Annotated in this window: 12 protein-coding genes; 7 read left to right on the forward strand and 5 right to left on the reverse strand. The window is 44.4% G+C overall.

The genetic code is table 11. From position 1 onward, the window contains the following. Positions 1-25: 25 nt before the first annotated feature. A complete protein-coding gene (aroH, locus tag V144x_RS22310) occupies positions 26-397 on the reverse strand; it encodes a chorismate mutase (RefSeq protein ID WP_144988328.1) in 372 nt (123 codons plus the stop codon). A gap of 417 nt (positions 398-814) precedes the next feature. Here aroH and lpxD point away from each other — a divergent pair, with 417 nt between their 5' ends. Further along, positions 815-1,897, forward strand: coding sequence for a UDP-3-O-(3-hydroxymyristoyl)glucosamine N-acyltransferase (gene lpxD / locus V144x_RS22315; protein ID WP_144988330.1), 1,083 nt, complete (start codon positions 815-817; stop codon positions 1,895-1,897). A gap of 61 nt (positions 1,898-1,958) precedes the next feature. Beyond that, positions 1,959-2,849, forward strand: a complete 891-nt coding sequence (locus V144x_RS22320; protein ID WP_144988332.1) for an LpxI family protein — start codon at positions 1,959-1,961, stop codon at positions 2,847-2,849. 34 nt (positions 2,850-2,883) lie between these two features. Here V144x_RS22320 and V144x_RS22325 read toward each other — a convergent pair whose 3' ends face one another. After that, entirely contained in the window at positions 2,884-3,300 is a 417-nt protein-coding gene (locus V144x_RS22325; protein WP_197998582.1) for an FHA domain-containing protein, read from the reverse strand. Positions 3,301-3,886: 586 nt separating this feature from the next. Between V144x_RS22325 and ppdK the strand changes: the two genes are divergently transcribed. Next, positions 3,887-6,619, forward strand: a complete 2,733-nt coding sequence (gene ppdK / locus V144x_RS22330; protein WP_144988334.1) for a pyruvate, phosphate dikinase — start codon at positions 3,887-3,889, stop codon at positions 6,617-6,619. A gap of 428 nt (positions 6,620-7,047) precedes the next feature. Continuing rightward, a complete protein-coding gene (gene fusA, locus V144x_RS22335; protein ID WP_144988336.1) occupies positions 7,048-9,192 on the forward strand; it encodes an elongation factor G in 2,145 nt (714 codons plus the stop codon). A gap of 29 nt (positions 9,193-9,221) precedes the next feature. Here fusA and V144x_RS22340 read toward each other — a convergent pair whose 3' ends face one another. Beyond that, complete coding sequence (locus V144x_RS22340; RefSeq protein ID WP_144988338.1) at positions 9,222-10,151, reverse strand: dihydrodipicolinate synthase family protein; 930 nt, start codon at positions 10,149-10,151, stop codon at positions 9,222-9,224. A gap of 165 nt (positions 10,152-10,316) precedes the next feature. Between V144x_RS22340 and V144x_RS22345 the strand changes: the two genes are divergently transcribed. From V144x_RS22345 to trxA, 3 genes are read left to right on the forward strand one after another with little or no spacing between them, the layout of a single operon-like run. Next, positions 10,317-11,222: a triphosphoribosyl-dephospho-CoA synthase gene (locus V144x_RS22345; RefSeq protein ID WP_144988340.1), complete on the forward strand. Its 906-nt coding sequence runs from the start codon at positions 10,317-10,319 to the stop codon at positions 11,220-11,222. Beyond that, entirely contained in the window at positions 11,215-11,718 is a 504-nt protein-coding gene (locus V144x_RS22350) for a 6-pyruvoyl trahydropterin synthase family protein (protein WP_144988342.1), read from the forward strand. Before V144x_RS22345 ends, V144x_RS22350 begins: the two co-directional genes overlap by 8 nt. Positions 11,719-11,768: 50 nt before the next feature. Next, positions 11,769-12,632: a thioredoxin gene (trxA, locus tag V144x_RS22355; protein ID WP_144988344.1), complete on the forward strand. Its 864-nt coding sequence runs from the start codon at positions 11,769-11,771 to the stop codon at positions 12,630-12,632. 8 nt (positions 12,633-12,640) lie between these two features. Here trxA and V144x_RS22360 read toward each other — a convergent pair whose 3' ends face one another. Both V144x_RS22360 and V144x_RS22365 read right to left on the reverse strand, forming a co-directional pair. Continuing rightward, positions 12,641-13,801 (reverse strand): hypothetical protein, encoded by a 1,161-nt coding sequence (locus V144x_RS22360; RefSeq protein ID WP_144988346.1) that lies wholly within the window; start codon positions 13,799-13,801, stop codon positions 12,641-12,643. A gap of 1 nt (position 13,802) precedes the next feature. Then, a complete protein-coding gene (locus tag V144x_RS22365) occupies positions 13,803-16,040 on the reverse strand; it encodes a hypothetical protein (protein WP_144988348.1) in 2,238 nt (745 codons plus the stop codon). Positions 16,041-16,057 lie beyond the last annotated feature (17 nt).

A 16,057-nucleotide genomic window follows, 5' to 3' on the forward strand; every position in this document is an offset into this window, starting at 1 on the left:
TCAATCAATTCGGCATTTCTCAAAGTCATTGTGCGGATGCAACATCAGGACGAAGTTTTTGTGCTTCGTTTAAATAGACGTGAACGACCTCTGATTGCTTTTGACTGGTATTCACGTGAAGCATGACACGGATACATCGAGGCATTGCCCCTTTTACAGCAATTTCAGAAGCACAAATCAAGGGAACTGATTTCATACCCAATTCGCGTGCTGCTTCAGCCGGAAATACTGAGGTTAAATCTGGCGTTGTCGTAAAAAAAACGGATACGATATCTTCATAGTTATCGATTTGATTTGCTGTAAGAAGTTGCTCAAGTAACACACGAGTTGCGGACAATACCTCCACAGAGTTATCCTGAGTTACCGTCGTTGCACCACGAATTCCACGTACCGACATTACAAATACCATGTATCTATCAAAAAAGTCCGTTGTCACCCCGATTAGTGCTCAAGAGTTGATAAAAACGACATGATCAATCGGGAACGACTAAAACAGCTAAAATCACATCCTAACTAATACATCGGCTGTTTGCTACTAGTTGCATCCTCAAATTATGGACAGTCCATGCCCATACGATGAACTTTAACTATAATGATCATTAATACTTAACAAAATAACAACAAGAAGTGGATCAGGTCGCATTTTTTAAAATGCTCTTGCGTTACTTTGACGTTATCAGGTAAAAACTAGCCCTCATTGCCAGAGCACAGGAGAACAGAACCGTAAATATCACCATGATGGTGTCACCTATTCTCCTGAATTAAGTCTGAATATTGAATTAGAGAACGTGCATCTTTTGGAAAGGACTCCTTGATGTCGACGACTGTTGAGTGGATTGCTCAAGCGCTAGGCTGCCCAGCGAGGGGAAATCAGAGGCTGGAAATACATGGCGCAGAATCTGTACTAAAAGCAGGGCCACATGACATAACCTTCGTCGGCGATGAACTGAACTTAAAGCGACTACAATCAAGTAACGCTGGAGCGGTAATCGTTGAGAAACGGTTGGACGAATCATTTCAAAAGATATACGATGAAGCAACATTTGCCTCTCTAACAGTAGTCGACGCACAGGCTGCATTTATTCAAATTATCCAGAAACTTCGTCCTCCACGTTCATTGCCTAAAATTGGTATTTCATCCGAAGCAGAAATTAGCGATGAAGCAAAAATTGGGGAGAACTGCGATATTTATCCTCAGGTCACAATTCGTCCTGGAGTTCAAATCGGTAAGAACTGTAGAATTTATCCCGGAGTTTACATAGGTGATGATTGTATCATTGGAGACGATGTCACGATTCATGCAAACGCCGTTTTATACCCCGATGTGAAAATAGCAAATCGTGTCCTCATACATGCGACTGCCGTTCTGGGGTGCGATGGTTTTGGCTATCGATTTGAAAATGGACGTTATCTCAAAATTCCTCACTTAGGAAGTGTGCAGATTGAAGAAGATGTTGAAATTGGAGCAGGAACGACGATTGACCGCGGTATGATCGGAGCCACTGTCATTGGAGAAGGATCAAAAGTCGATAATCAGGTCATGATTGCTCACAACTGTGAGATTGGCAAACACAACGCGTTTGCTTCACAGGTTGGATTCGCGGGTTCCATTACAACCGGAGACTACGTTCGCTGTGCCGGCCAAGTTGGAATCGCAGATCATGTTCACATTGGAGATCAAGCGACTTTAGGAGCACGCGCTGGTGTTCATCGTGATATTCCTTCTGGAGAAATTCATATTGGGACTCCAGCGGCTCCTGAAAAAGAACAGCGTAAGATCGTAATGTCCATTCGAAAAGTTCCGGAAATGAGAAAACAAATTCGTGATCTGGAAAAACACATTCAAACACTGAATCAACGCTTTGAAGAATTAAAAAATGAATCCTCTGCAGCATAATACTGCACTAATCTGAAATGATAGTTGTTTAAATAAATCAGAGTAAAACCCTGTTATATTGATGAATGAACTGCAATCTAAGAACACAACACCGCTGAAACAAATTGGGCTTTTGGCCGGAGCAGGCCGATTCCCAATCGTGTTTGCTGAGCAAGCACGTAAACAAGGATATTCCGTTTGTTGCCTTGGTATCTTTGGTATGGCCAGTGAAGAGTTAACAGATGTCTGCGACACGTTCCACTGGATTCCTTTGGCACGCATCGGCCGAGCAATCAAGCTATTTCATCATGAAAAAGTAAAGCGAATTGTGATGGCTGGGAAGATTGAAAAAACAGTATTATTCAGTCCGTTTCGAATTTTTAAATTACTACCGGATCTCCGTACATTGCATATGTGGTATCGATATGCCAAAAAAGACCGAAAAGACGATACCTTATTACTTGCTGTCATCAAAGAGTTTGAACGCGATAATTTGTATTTTGAATCTGCCTTGGATTATTGCCCGGAGTTACTCGTGAAGCATGGATTTCTTACAAAAAGACGGCCTAGTCCATCCCAATGGGAAGACATTAAAATGGGATGGGACATTGCCAAACAGATGGGCCAATTAGATATTGGTCAAAGCATTGTGATCAATGACAAAGCAGTGATAGCCGTAGAAGCAATCGAAGGTACAGACCGGGCCATCCAACGCGCGGGAGAGTTATGTAAACGAGGTGGTTTTTCTGTAGTTAAAGTAGCAAAACCACAACAGGATCGACGATTTGATGTTCCCACAGTTGGTATTAAAACTCTTCAAACCATGCACGAAGCTGGTGGACGCGTTCTGGCGATTGAAAGTAAACAAACAATTATGATTGATCAGCAGGAAGTTGCAGATCTGGCAGATAAATTAGGGATTTCAATCGTATCACTCAATGAAGAAGAGCTAACTCTGCAATTAGCCAGTTAAAGACAACCCTCAATGATGTTAATCGCTACAGATTTCACTCAGAAATCAATTTGATTTCGTTCCCGCTGTCTGAATCGAGGCGATCTTTTTCGATTTCCAGATTAAATGCCGTTAGCATTTCTGTTCTCTGATGAATCGCAGTGGGCGGATCGTCTTCTTTATGCTCCCCAGACAGGTCTACTTCGTATTTTGTAGAAGCAATCGATAATTCATCCCCCGGTAACAATGCCCCACGAATTATCTTTTGGCCATTTACGCGTGTTCCATTTGTGCTACAAAGATCTCGGACAAACAGAAGCCCATCTGTTTTGATAATCACGCAGTGAATCTTAGAGATACTATTTTTATCAATCTGAATGTCACACAAATCAGATTTTCGACCGACAACGGTCACATCATTTTTCAAAACGATGGGCTGGCCTCCATTTACAGGAATCAATCGTGCTATCATGGGTGTAGCCCGGAGTAAGACCTAAAATACGTAAGTAACTGTTTTTATATAATTTATTGTTATTGAGAGAGATGCAAAGTCAATAGAAATTGAAGGCCATTTCATGCATGTTATCAAAGCTTAAAGCAATTTCCACGCAAATTTACCTATATCAGTACAATGCGAAACTTGAGTATGTAATGAGATGTTTCTGTCTGAATCAGAAGAATTCGAATGCCATTTAACCCGAATAGGGCCAGTCGCTTGACGGTGAGACTAAGCAATGGTAGTGTCCCTAGTAAATATGCTGCAAAACAATGGCTTAGCGTACAGTGGTTCAATCACAATCAATGAGATGACCAGCCTGAAAATGATTCTGCAGTACTCGGATCAACGGGACATCAAGCGTCAAATACGAGTCTGTCTACCTAAAGACAATAGCTGCCGCGATTTCCGGAACTGGATATGAGAGGGTGTTGAATCTCAGCCCCTCATCTTAAAAGGAAGCACCAAACTTCTTAAACAATAGATATGTACTGGTTAGCAACCGGTTTCTTCGCGTGAAGGAACCGCAAGCCTAATCGATTAACATTAAGAGGATTTAAGTATGTCAGGTCAAAAGTATGTGTACTTCTTCGGCGATGGAAAAGCAGATGGCGACGCCACAATGCGGAATACCCTGGGGGGTAAAGGAGCGAACCTGGCAGAAATGATTAATATCGGCCTTCCTGTACCAGCCGGTTTCACTTTGAATACAGATGTGTGTATTCACTACAGCAAAACAAAAGGAGAATACCCGGAAGGCGTTGAAGAACAAGTCGAAAAAGCACTTGCACAAGTGGAAGAAGCCATGGGTGCAAAATTCGGTTGTGCCACCAACCCGCTTCTGGTCTCCTGCCGCTCTGGGGCACGCGAATCAATGCCAGGTATGATGGACACGGTCTTGAATATTGGACTCAATGATACGACTGTCGAAGCCTTAGCTAAGCAGTCTGGCAACGAAGCATTCGCATGGGACAGCTATCGCCGCTTCGTGCAAATGTATGGTGATGTTGTACTAGGCATGAAAGGTGCAGACGAAGACCCATTCGAACATGCTTTGGAAGCCAAACGAGAAGCAGCCGGGGTTCAGTATGATTCGGAACTGAATGCAGTACAGCTAAAAGAATTGGTCGCTGAATTCAAACAGTTGATCAAAGAAGGAACCGGTTTGGATTTTCCTACCGATCCCAAACAGCAGATCTGGGGTGCCATCGGAGCGGTATTCAGCAGTTGGGATAATGACCGTGCTGTCGTTTACAGACGTGACTATGGCATCCCTCACAATTGGGGTACTGCCTGTAACGTGCAAGCAATGGTCTACGGAAACTTGGGGGATGACTGTGCCACTGGCGTTGGTCTAACTCGAAATTGCTCGACCGGAGAACCTGGTTTCTGTGGTGACTACCTTATCAACGCTCAGGGTGAAGACGTGGTTGCCGGAATTCGCACTCCCAAACAGATTGAGTCGACTTTGAGCACGGATATGCCCGATGGCTACAAACAGCTCGACGACATCGGGCGAAAGCTGGAACAGCATTACAAAGATGTTCAGGATATCGAGTTTACGATTCAACGTGGCAGAGTCTGGATGCTGCAAACTCGAAATGCAAAACGTACCGGTTTTGCTGCTGTTCGTATCGCCGTCGATATGGTCAACGAAGGCTTGGTCAGCAAAGAGCAGGCAATTACAAAAAAACGGATTCCCGCTGATGACTTGAACCAATTACTACAACCAATTTTCGATCCTGCGGAAAAGGAAAAAGCGACGAAAGAAGGAAATCTTCTTACCAAAGGGATCAATGCCGGCCCCGGTGCTGCTTGTGGTCACATCTGCTTCAGTGCTGAAGATGCAGAGGCAATTTATAACAGCGATAACTCAGCAGAGCTTGTTTTAGTTCGAAGAGAAACCAGCCCAGAAGACTTGCGCGGCATGCGTGTCTCCAAGGGAATTTTGACAGCCTTGGGTGGTGCCAGTTCTCACGCAGCCCTTGTGAGCCGTCAAATGGGAAAAGCCTGTATTGTGGGAGCTTCAGAACTAAAAATAGATAATGAAGCGGGAACTATCACAGCAGGTGACCAAGTACTCAAAAAGGGTGACTGGATCAGCATCGATGGTTTCACAGGAGAGGTCTTTGCTGGAAAAGTGGAAACAAAACCAAGTGAAATTGTCGAAGTGTTGATTTCAAAAACAATGAAACCGGAAGATTCAGAAACATTCCAACGCTATCAACAATTGATGAGTTGGGTTGATGAAATTCGAAAATTAAAAGTACGCACTAACGCCGATCAGCCAGATCAATCTGCTGAAGCGATTGCATTTGGTGCTGAAGGAATTGGACTTTGCCGCACCGAGCATATGTTCTTCCACCATCTGGCTGAAATTCGCGAGATGATTGCAGCTGGCGATGTCGAGTCCCGAACTAAAGCAGTTAACAAACTGCTTCCGTTCCAACGTGAGGATTTTACTGGAATCTTCAAGGCAATGAATGGGTTACCTGTTACGATTCGGCTCTTAGACCCACCATTGCACGAATTCCTTTCTGATCGCCACCTCGAAGAAAACCCGACGTTGGCTGAGGAACTTGCAAATGAGTTGGGTGTCACAGTTGAATTCATCCGTCGTCGTGTAGAAGAACTCCATGAACTGAACCCGATGCTTGGTCACCGTGGTTGCCGTCTGGGAATTGTTTATCCAGAAATTACAGCGATGCAGGCACGAGCCATAATGGAAGCTGCCTGTGATGTCCAGAGTTCTGGAATTGACGTCTATCCTGAAATCATGGTTCCTCTGGCTGGCTTCAAAACAGAATTTGATAACCAGGCAGCCATCATTCGTAATGAAGCGGAAAAAGTACTGCAGGAGAAAGGCGTCAAAGTCAACTATCTGGTTGGTACAATGGTTGAACTTCCTCGTGCTGCGATTTGTGCTGACCAGATCGCGGAAACAGCTGAATTTTTCAGCTTTGGAACCAATGACTTAACACAAACGACTCTCGGAATGAGCCGTGATGATTATGGTACATTCATTGGTCATTACCGTGAAAACGACATCGTTCCCGCAGATCCGTTCCAAACCATCGATCAAGATGGTGTGGGACGTCTTATGAAAACAGGTGTCGAACGAGGTCGTGGAGCTCGCTCTGACCTGAAAATCGGTATTTGTGGTGAACATGGCGGTGACCCTGCCAGTGTCATCTTCTGCCATAAACTAGGTCTTGACTATGTGAGTTGCTCTCCCTTCCGAGTGCCTATTGCCCGGTTGGCAGCAGCCCAGGCCGTCCTGGAAGAAAATGCCTAAGACTATTTGAAGAAAGTACTTAACAACAGGGAGAGATTCATGTAAATCTCTCCCTGTTTCCCTTGCCTTGAATTTCAAAATGATCCGAATATGTGAATTAAGTAATAAATCAGTGAGTTTTCTGAATTTAACCAAAAATCCTCTTCCCCCAAAGACGATACAACGATAAGATTCTACGCTCACACCTTACGCTCAGATTGCCTACTTGCGAATGTCCCGATGATAGTGATCCCATGTTTACAAAACCTGCCGGATCAACCATCACACCAGTAGAGTGATGCGATTTTGCAGGGCCATCCCCTGTGAAAACTTGAGTGTTTCTTCTCACTAAACGTTCCTGTAAGAATTGAGCTCTTTAACTAGGTCGGTATGTTGCCGTCCGTTTTGTATCCATAACCTGTTACCTTAATTAAACGTTCATCAAAGCCATGAAAAATCTGGACAAGTATCGAAACATTGGAATTTCGGCTCACATTGACTCTGGTAAAACGACACTTACCGAACGAGTTCTGTACTATTCAGGACGAATTCATAAAGTACGTGAAGTACGTGGCGGCGATGGTGGCGCTACCATGGACAGCATGGACCTTGAACGTGAGCGAGGTATCACAATCGCTTCCGCAGCGACGCAGGTCCAGTGGAAAGATACAACAATTAACATCATTGATACCCCGGGTCACGTTGACTTCACTGTGGAAGTAGAACGTAGCTTGCGTGTGCTGGATGGTGCTGTGCTGGTACTTTGCTCTGTAGGTGGTGTGCAAAGCCAATCATTAACGGTTGACCGACAAATGAAACGTTATGGCGTGCCTCGCATTGCATTCATCAACAAGATGGACCGCACTGGTGCAGATTCTGCCAGCGTGATTCAGCAAATCGAAGAAAAGCTGCACGTTGTACCTCTCCCGCTACAGATCCCAATGGGTGAAGGCGCTCAATTCGAAGGTGTCATTGATCTGGTCACCATGCAAGCTGTCACCTATGAAGGTGAGCAAGGCGAAGATGAGATCTTTGGTGAGATTCCTGAACAGTTTAAAGAAGCTGCTGAAGAAGCGCGCTCTGCAATGCTTGAAACGCTCTCCATGTTCAGTGACGACTTGATGGTTGCATTGCTTGAGGAAGCAGAAGTACCTGTGGAAGATATCTATACGGTCATCCGTGACGCTACGCTTTCACACGAAATCACACCCGTTATGATGGGTACCGCATTCAAAAACAAAGGAGTTCAAACTCTGCTTGATGCAGTCGTACGCTTCTTGCCTAGCCCTCTTGACCGTGAAATCTCTGCAATTGATCTGGACGCACAACAGAAAGCAATCAAAGAAGGCCAGGAAAAGACAGATAGCGAATCTTTCCGAACCAAACTGTCACATTCTTCTGATAAACCCTTGGTAGCCATGGCATTCAAGATTGTCGATGAGACATTCGGCCAATTGACATACATGCGTATTTATCAAGGTAAAATTGAAAAAGGTCAAAGTTACATTAATACCCGAACAGGGAACTCTACCCGGTTTGGTCGCTTAGTACGTATGCATGCTGACAGCCGTGAAGATGTAGATTGCGGTGAAGCCGGTGATATTATTGCCGCTGTCGGTATGGAATGTGCCTCTGGGGATACCTTCTGTAGTGATGACGTTAACTTTGCACTCGAGAGTATCTTTGTTCCCGAGCCTGTCATTCGGCTTTCCATTGAACCACTCGACCGGGATGGAGCAGACCGTCTGGCCAAAGCCATTCAACGCTTTAACCGAGAAGATCCTACTTTCCACGTGATGACTGATGAAGAAACCAATCAGACCATCATCGCAGGAATGGGCCAGTTACACCTGGATGTTTATATCGAGCGTATCAAACGTGAATATAAAGTGGAATGTATTGTTGGTGAGCCACGTGTCGCTTATCGTGAGACTCCTACTATTCCTGTGGAATACAATCACAAGCACAAAAAGCAAACTGGTGGTTCTGGTCAATACGCTCACGTCGTTGGGCAAATAGAACCAATCGCTGTTGAGAACGATAGTGAAACTTATGAGTTCATCAATGATATTAGCCAGGGTCGTATTCCTCGAGAATACATTCCTGCTGTAGATAAAGGTTTTCAGCGAGCTTTGGTCAAAGGTCCGCTTTGCGAGTGTGAAGTGGTGGGAGTTAAAGCCACACTTTCTGATGGTAGCTATCATGACGTCGACTCATCAGAAATGGCTTTCAATGTTGCTGGTTTCAATTGTATGCGAGATGCATTGAAGAAAGCGAACATGGCTCTGCTTGAACCCATTATGAAACTGGAAGTGGAAGTTCCTGAAGAATATCAAGGGGCCGTTTCCGGTCATGTAGCACAGAAACGAGGCGTGATCAATACTTCTGAAACGAAAATGGGAACCAGTATTTTCATCGCGGAAGTACCACTGGCAAACATGTTCGACTATGCCAATGAATTACGTTCGATGACACAGGGTAAAGGTGGATTCAGCATGGAATTCTCTCGTTACTCTCAGGTGCCCAGAAATATTCAAGAAGAGGTCGTGGCACGACGTCTGAAAGAAAAAGAAGAACGCATGGCAACAGCCTAAGTTCTAAACCAGATAAAAGCCCCGTTTCATCAAACGGGGCTTTTTTGTTGCGCGAACTCTTTTTCCGCCTCGAGAATCGGTTCCATTAATTCCCGAATCTCCTTTTCTTGCTCAGCAGTGAGTGTTCGCTGCGGTGGGCGTGGTGGACCGAAATCTGCGCCTGTCAAAGTAATCGCATATTTCAGCATACTGATATTGAAACTATCCCCTGCTCTGGCCCGATAGTCTTCAATGGGCAGAATCAGTTGTTGAATTTGCATCCCTCGATCATATTCACCCGAAGCAAAGGCAGCGTGCATAGCCAATGATAAATGCGGACAGAGATTTCCTGCACCACTCGTAAACCCACCTGAACCGGCCAGCATATAATACGGAGCAAATCGCTCGGCTGAACCACAGATCCATTCTAAACTATTTTGATCTGCGTTAACCGTCGTGCGGAACTGATGCATTTGATTCACCGAGTACTTTACTCCAATCGATCGCTTATCGGCGGCTAATTTAAGCAGCAACGAGTCGCTGGGAATGTCTGACTTTTTGTAGTACAAAGTCGGACAATCCACGGCATCCATCACACTCAGATAATACTCTTCCGCACCACGATCACTCATATAAGGGTGGGCAAATGGCATGAACATGATTCCTGTAGCACCAGCATTCATGGCATCAATCGCAGTCTGACAAGCGACACCAACCTGATACCCAATCGGAGCAAAGATAAGGGCATCCGACCCGGCTACTTCGCGCGTAATTTTCACCAACTCAATAATTTCCTCTGGAAGCAAGCTATGAAATTCACTGGTACCCGCTCCGGGTAGAAAAACGCGCATCCCTGCTTCGTATAATTTTGCAGTATGAGCAGATTGTACTTCTGCATTAATCTGATCGTTTTGATCAAAGGCCGTCAGAGTGACGATGTGAACAGTTTGCAGCTGTTGGTTCTCTATTTGGAGGCTCATAAAACAATTCCTGTTACCTGGGGAGATCGATACGCCAGAGACTTCATTTCCGGGGTTTCATCCTGCAAAATTGAAACGATAAACTGAAATCCAGCAAGATAAATTAATTTTCTTTACATACTGTTGTACGCGGAATCCCTCTCGCCATCAATCTCACCGAGGCTTATGAGCAAAAATAATCTACAACTCGAAAACTGGCTTTATTTGGCTTGTTTAATGGAAGCAACCGCCAGAAAACCGGGAAATGTACATCCCGAAGCTTCTTTCCCTAATTTAACCTATCGTGATTTTTTGAAATCTGCCAATGTGATTGCCCCCATACTGGTTAATTCATGTTCACAAAATATAGGTTCTGTTATTAAGGAATGCATCAAAGAGACGCAGAAAGCCATCCCAAGTAACTCAAACCTCGGAATCGTATTATTACTGGCACCGTTGTCAGCTGTTTCGTTAGAAGAAACTGTGGCTGAAGGAATTCAAACTATTTTGAATCATCTTTCCATTGAGGATGCCAGAGAAGTTTACGAAGCAATTCGCATTGCCAAACCGGGAGGGCTTGGAAAAACAGAAGCAGAAGATGTGTCTACTGAACCGACGGGAACGCTTCGAGAAGTGATGGGGCTGGCCGCTGATCGAGATTCTGTAGCCAGTGAATACGCAAATAATTTTAAAATTACCCTGGGCACAGCAGCGCCAGTGCTGAAAGAACTATGGAATACATGCCTTAATTGGGAAGAAGCCATCATTCGACTACAGCTTCAACTAATGTCAGAGTTCCCAGACACTTTGATCGCACGAAAATGTGGTCGTGAAGAGGCACAACAAGCTGGACAGTATGCACGCGAGGTTCAGAACTCTAACCAATTCTCCAAAAGTTTAACTCAATTCGATGCGTGGCTACGCGATAATGGAAACCAACGCAATCCGGGAACTACAGCTGATTTGATTGTTGCCGGCCTTTTTGTAGCAATGCGGGATGGTTTTATTCCCACTCCTGATCTTAGTACAATCACAAAACAGATTCCCCAAAAATATGTAACCGGCTTGAGAATGATCCCAAATCATGAATAATTCAGCACAATACAAAGTACGCGTCACCAAAGATCATCTTGTATTTAGTGCCGCTCATTTCATTACTTTCAATGGAAATATTTGTGAAAGGCTCCACGGACATAATTGGCGAGTCGCCGCTGAATTATCTGGGCCATTGGATGAAAACGGTTATGTGTTCGACTTTATTGCGTTACGAGATCGATTACAAAAAACAGTTGACTCCCTCGATCACCGCGTCTTGCTCCCGATGAAGCATCACATGATTGAAGTATCAGAAATCGATGAAGAGGTCCAAGCAACTTTTGAAAAGCGGCGCTGGGTATTTCCAAAAGAAGATTGCATTTTGCTACCTATTGAAAATACAACTGCAGAATTAATTGCTCATTGGATTGGCCTGCAATTAATGCCTGTGATAGGATCTTATGAGTCGAGTCAGCTCGAACTATTACAAATTGAAGTGGAAGAAAACTTTGGGCAATGGGCTATCTGTCAACTTACCATACCTCAAAACTGATGTTCTACCAAATTTCAAGATAAGAATATGAACCAACCAAGGAATCAAAAATGTCAGCCAATACTGCATGGATTACTGATATCACTGAAGAAAACTTTGAATCAGGTGTCGTAAAACAATCTGAACAAACACCCGTTCTAATTGATTTCTGGGCTCCCTGGTGTGGTCCTTGCCAGCAGCTAACCCCGATCTTGGAAAAACTGGTTGAGGAGTATCAGGGAAAATTTCGTCTCGCTAAAATCAATATCGATGAACAACAGGGTTTGGCGTCTGCGTTTCAAGTACAATCCATACCCACTGTAGTCGCTTTTCTAAATGGGCAACCCGTCGATCACTTCCAGGGAATTTTACCTGAAGAAACATTAAAAGAATGGATCGGTCGACTGATCCCCTCACCTGCTCAAATTCTGTTTCAGGAAGGACAGGAAGTCGAGGAGGAGAATCCTGGACTGGCAGAATCCAAATATCGTGAAGCCTTCCATTTGGAACCTGATAATGATGTGCTAAAATTACGGATCGCAGCGGTGTTAGTAAAGCAGTCTCGATTCGAAGAATGCGCGACAATCATCAATGAACTGGAAGCGAGGGGGTTTCTGGAACCAGAAGCAGAGCAGATCAAATCACAACTCGAACTTCAGGCAGCAGCAGATGAAGCAGGCGGTGTCGAGGAAGCAAGAGCGACTTTGGCTGCCGATCCGGAAAATGCGACTCTAAAAATTGCATTAGCAGATGCCCTGGCGATTGCGAATAAACATGAAGAGGCTCTCGAAATCTGTCTTTCAATCATCGAACAAGATAAAACAGGAGTTGGAGTTGAAGCCAAAGAAACAGCGCTAAAAATCTTTGACGTACTTGGCCCGCAATCGACTCTAACAAGTACTTATCGCAAAAAACTGGCGACACTGCTTTATTAATGATGTGATCATTGTCCGGCAGATCTGGTTCCCTGCGGAGAACCTGCAATCGGTACTCCAAATGGTAAAGGACGACCAGCGACTTGATAGCCTAAAGAGTGCGCATGTTTCTGTAAGGCACGATAAAGCTCAAAGCTATCAGGATAGACCCAGAATGTGAGCGTAGAACCTGTCCCGATATCCGTTAATGCCTGATAAAATCGAGATTGAACCTGAAGTGCGACTTCTTCATTCTCTTCACGCACATCATCATCGCGATCAATTTCCCATTTTGTTACTCCAACGCGAAATCCTCTACTGCCTCCATTCCTTAATTGGTCTATAGCCGAGAGTACCTGTCGTTCAACCACATACTTCATGGTATACCCTCGGATGGGTCCCACCTTACCGTGGTGTTCCCGATATTTGGCAAGCCAATTTCCACGTTTCAGGACCTGATCTCTCAAATCATCAAGTAGTTCGTTGATCGGCACATAAGATACTTTGTTTTCAGAAAGTAAAAAGTGCCACTCTTTATCAGTCACCAACTGACTAACGGGAGTCAACCGATGCTTCAATTGCTTCACTTCATCGCGCGGTACGGAAACCTGTCGAGACTGGGCCACGACCCGTTCCAGCTCTCTTTGTGTTTCTTTATTCGACTTCACTAAACCTAGTAACTTTTCATAACGCTCTTCTAACGTATCGCTTTTTTGTTCAAGCTGAGAAACTAATGATTGTACTTTTCCGCTGACAGTCTGTTTTTGGAACAATAATTCCTGCGCACCGATTTTTCGACTTTGCATCACTTGATCCAACTCTGACAACTCTGCTTCCATTCTCCGTACTTCACTAAGCAATTCTGCAGAAGGTTCTTGGTAGATAATTCTTGGTTGTTGAGGAACAATTTGCTTCGGTTCAGGTGCCTGTTGAGTAAGAAGCAGCCCAGGCGCTTCTGTTGTCGGTGGATCTGGTTCTATTTTGGGAAGAAATGTCTCTAAATCAGTATCAATAATTTCTGGTTGTGGTGGACTAAGCGGTTGGTTCTCAGTCATCGTAACCGGAGCCTGACTCATCCTGACACCAGCAATCACAATCAAAATAATGAGAATCCCCACAATATTGGCAACGATATCCAAAAAGGAATCAGAACCAAAATTAGCTTCCCCCTGTGGTGTGCGGCGACTCATGTTATTGCTCCTTCTCAGATTGGGGAGAAGAAATGGCTGGCAAAGGATCTAATGTATGTTTCGCCGCTGTCTGTAAACCCATTTTCTGGGCTGACGATTTCAATCGTTCATAAAACTGATTCCCGCCCGGACTGACCGTAAACTGAATCGTGGGAACCCAGTAAAAACCTTTTGGTGCCGGCCCCCAGTCATTAACGTGCTGATCCATCACCATAATCATTGACTGTAATAACTCTTCTTGAGTCACTCCCTGATTAAGCTTCACACTTTGATTTTCACCAACGATAATTCTGTCGGCTCCCACCTGAACCAAAATCTCTCTTTCGAAACCGATCCCTGATCGAGATTGATGGGGGCGCCAGCGTTTTTTGTTTGCAGACTCTATTTCTGAATGAGGGTTACCTTTACTTCGATTAAAAGCGAATGAACTCATACTGTTTCCTGCGCCTGAAGCAGATTTCCCGGGAGGGGCTCCTGACGAACGAGCCTGCGATTGAAGGCTTCTTCTCTCTACTTTCGAAATTTTTGATCCAGCTTGGGTTTGGTTTTCGTCATTTTGCGTTCTTTGGCTTTGAGCTCCTTCCCTTCCAAATGCGTTTTCAATCAGGCGATCTGTAGCAGACATCGTTGCGGACCTGCTTCGCTGCTCCTCTTTTCGAATGTCTGAAACGCCACTCGTTTGTGTACTATCAAGAGTAACTAAATGTTGCTCTGCCTGCTGTTTGAGTTGGTCACGTCCCATTACTTTTGCCTGCTTCAATCCGACACCATTACTTTTGCCTTGGCCCTGACCACTTTGTGCTTTTAAATCTGCAAGATCATAAACTTCAGCTCTTTGTCGACTTCCGGGGATTCGCTTGAATGTGTCAGCTTCTTTTAATGTGTCAGCTTCTTTTAGTGTTGAGACAGAGTGTTTTCTGGAATTCAATCCTTGTTGTTCAGAATCGGAAGTTCCTTCACCTTCGTCAGCTACAATATGTCGTTGATTTGCGAGTCGTTGTAAGTACTTTGCACGTGCCAGTTGCTGTCGAGCAGTTAATACGTCACTAAAACGAGACTCACCATCAGTTGCTCCACGCTTACGGGTTGCCCGTTTTCGTGGCTGTTGATGTGATCCTGCCCCCGTTCCCAACTCATCTTCAGGTTCAATAACTCGTACCATGCCGGTACGAGCATCAAATTGTAGTCTGCGGCCTCCGGAACCTGATCCTTCCTGATGCTGTTGTAACTGTGAGACAAGTTGTTTACGTTCACTTAAAACTCGATCGATAGCATCCTGACAAACCTGTTCTGCCATTAAATCTTTTTCAGGTAGCTCAAAATCCCAATCTGCATCAATAAGCTCATAACCAGAATCTAGTTTCAAATTGTTTAGCAACTTTCTCGCAACATAATAGCCCACACTTCCACTTGGTCTGATCAAAATCAAAACATAGGGTTCCTGATTAGGTTGCTGACTTTTATTCTGCCAATGTTTTACTAATGCTTGCGTACCAGCTAGCAAAGGATTGTATCCAGGTGTAAAGTCTTTTAAATCATCCGGAGTCAAAGTGATTCCTTCTGGAAGAAACGTCAGCCCCTTATCAGTACATTCGATCAGAATAGGCCGTTTCGCAGTCCCGGTTTGGCCATCATATGGAATCACAGAATATTTACTTCGAGCAGTCTTTTGTGACTGTTTTTTCTCTTTAAGTGAATGTAATTCTTCTTGAAGCAGTTCAGCAACACGGAGTTTCTGCTTCGTAATTTGCACCATTTTATCATTGAGTTCTTGATCTTTTTGACTTAACACTTGAAGTTGTTGTTTGCTCTCAATCAATAGTTTCTCAGATTGATTCAGTTCATTTTTCAATCGGATCAAATTTTGATTCTGCGATTTCAGATGAGCTAGCTTTTTTGCTCTTTCTAGACTTAAGGCTCTTAACTTGGCTTCCTGCTCTAAAGCTAGATTAATCACTTGAGGTTCTGGCTCTGTGATAATAACAGGCTCTTCCGGTCTTATTATTTGCGGTGCAGGTATTTCCGGTTCAAGAACTTCTGCAGCAAATAACACAGGAGGATAAAAGTCTTCATCGACCACCTCTTCCACGGAGACGCTTTGTACCTGCTGCAATGCCTGGTGACGGATGCGGCGCGTGGTAACGACCAACAGAAAAATCAAAGCCCCCATCGCACAAATAAGAACCGCTAAAAACGGAAATAGCGATACCGAACGTGTTTCGCGACCATGCTTACTCATGAATTAAACCGGGGAAA

This window comes from Gimesia aquarii (assembly GCF_007748195.1).
Taxonomy (GTDB): Bacteria; Planctomycetota; Planctomycetia; order Planctomycetales; family Planctomycetaceae; genus Gimesia; species Gimesia aquarii.

Coding starts and splice junctions, on each gene's coding strand:
- aroH (WP_144988328.1), bottom strand. CDS start 397: ATGTCGGTACGTGGAATTCGTGGTGCAACGACGGTAACTCAGGATAAC.
- lpxD (WP_144988330.1), top strand. CDS start 815: ATGTCGACGACTGTTGAGTGGATTGCTCAAGCGCTAGGCTGCCCAGCG.
- V144x_RS22320 (WP_144988332.1), top strand. CDS start 1,959: ATGAATGAACTGCAATCTAAGAACACAACACCGCTGAAACAAATTGGG.
- V144x_RS22325 (WP_197998582.1), bottom strand. CDS start 3,300: ATGATAGCACGATTGATTCCTGTAAATGGAGGCCAGCCCATCGTTTTG.
- ppdK (WP_144988334.1), top strand. CDS start 3,887: ATGTCAGGTCAAAAGTATGTGTACTTCTTCGGCGATGGAAAAGCAGAT.
- fusA (WP_144988336.1), top strand. CDS start 7,048: ATGAAAAATCTGGACAAGTATCGAAACATTGGAATTTCGGCTCACATT.
- V144x_RS22340 (WP_144988338.1), bottom strand. CDS start 10,151: ATGAGCCTCCAAATAGAGAACCAACAGCTGCAAACTGTTCACATCGTC.
- V144x_RS22345 (WP_144988340.1), top strand. CDS start 10,317: ATGAGCAAAAATAATCTACAACTCGAAAACTGGCTTTATTTGGCTTGT.
- V144x_RS22350 (WP_144988342.1), top strand. CDS start 11,215: ATGAATAATTCAGCACAATACAAAGTACGCGTCACCAAAGATCATCTT.
- trxA (WP_144988344.1), top strand. CDS start 11,769: ATGTCAGCCAATACTGCATGGATTACTGATATCACTGAAGAAAACTTT.
- V144x_RS22360 (WP_144988346.1), bottom strand. CDS start 13,801: ATGAGTCGCCGCACACCACAGGGGGAAGCTAATTTTGGTTCTGATTCC.
- V144x_RS22365 (WP_144988348.1), bottom strand. CDS start 16,040: ATGAGTAAGCATGGTCGCGAAACACGTTCGGTATCGCTATTTCCGTTT.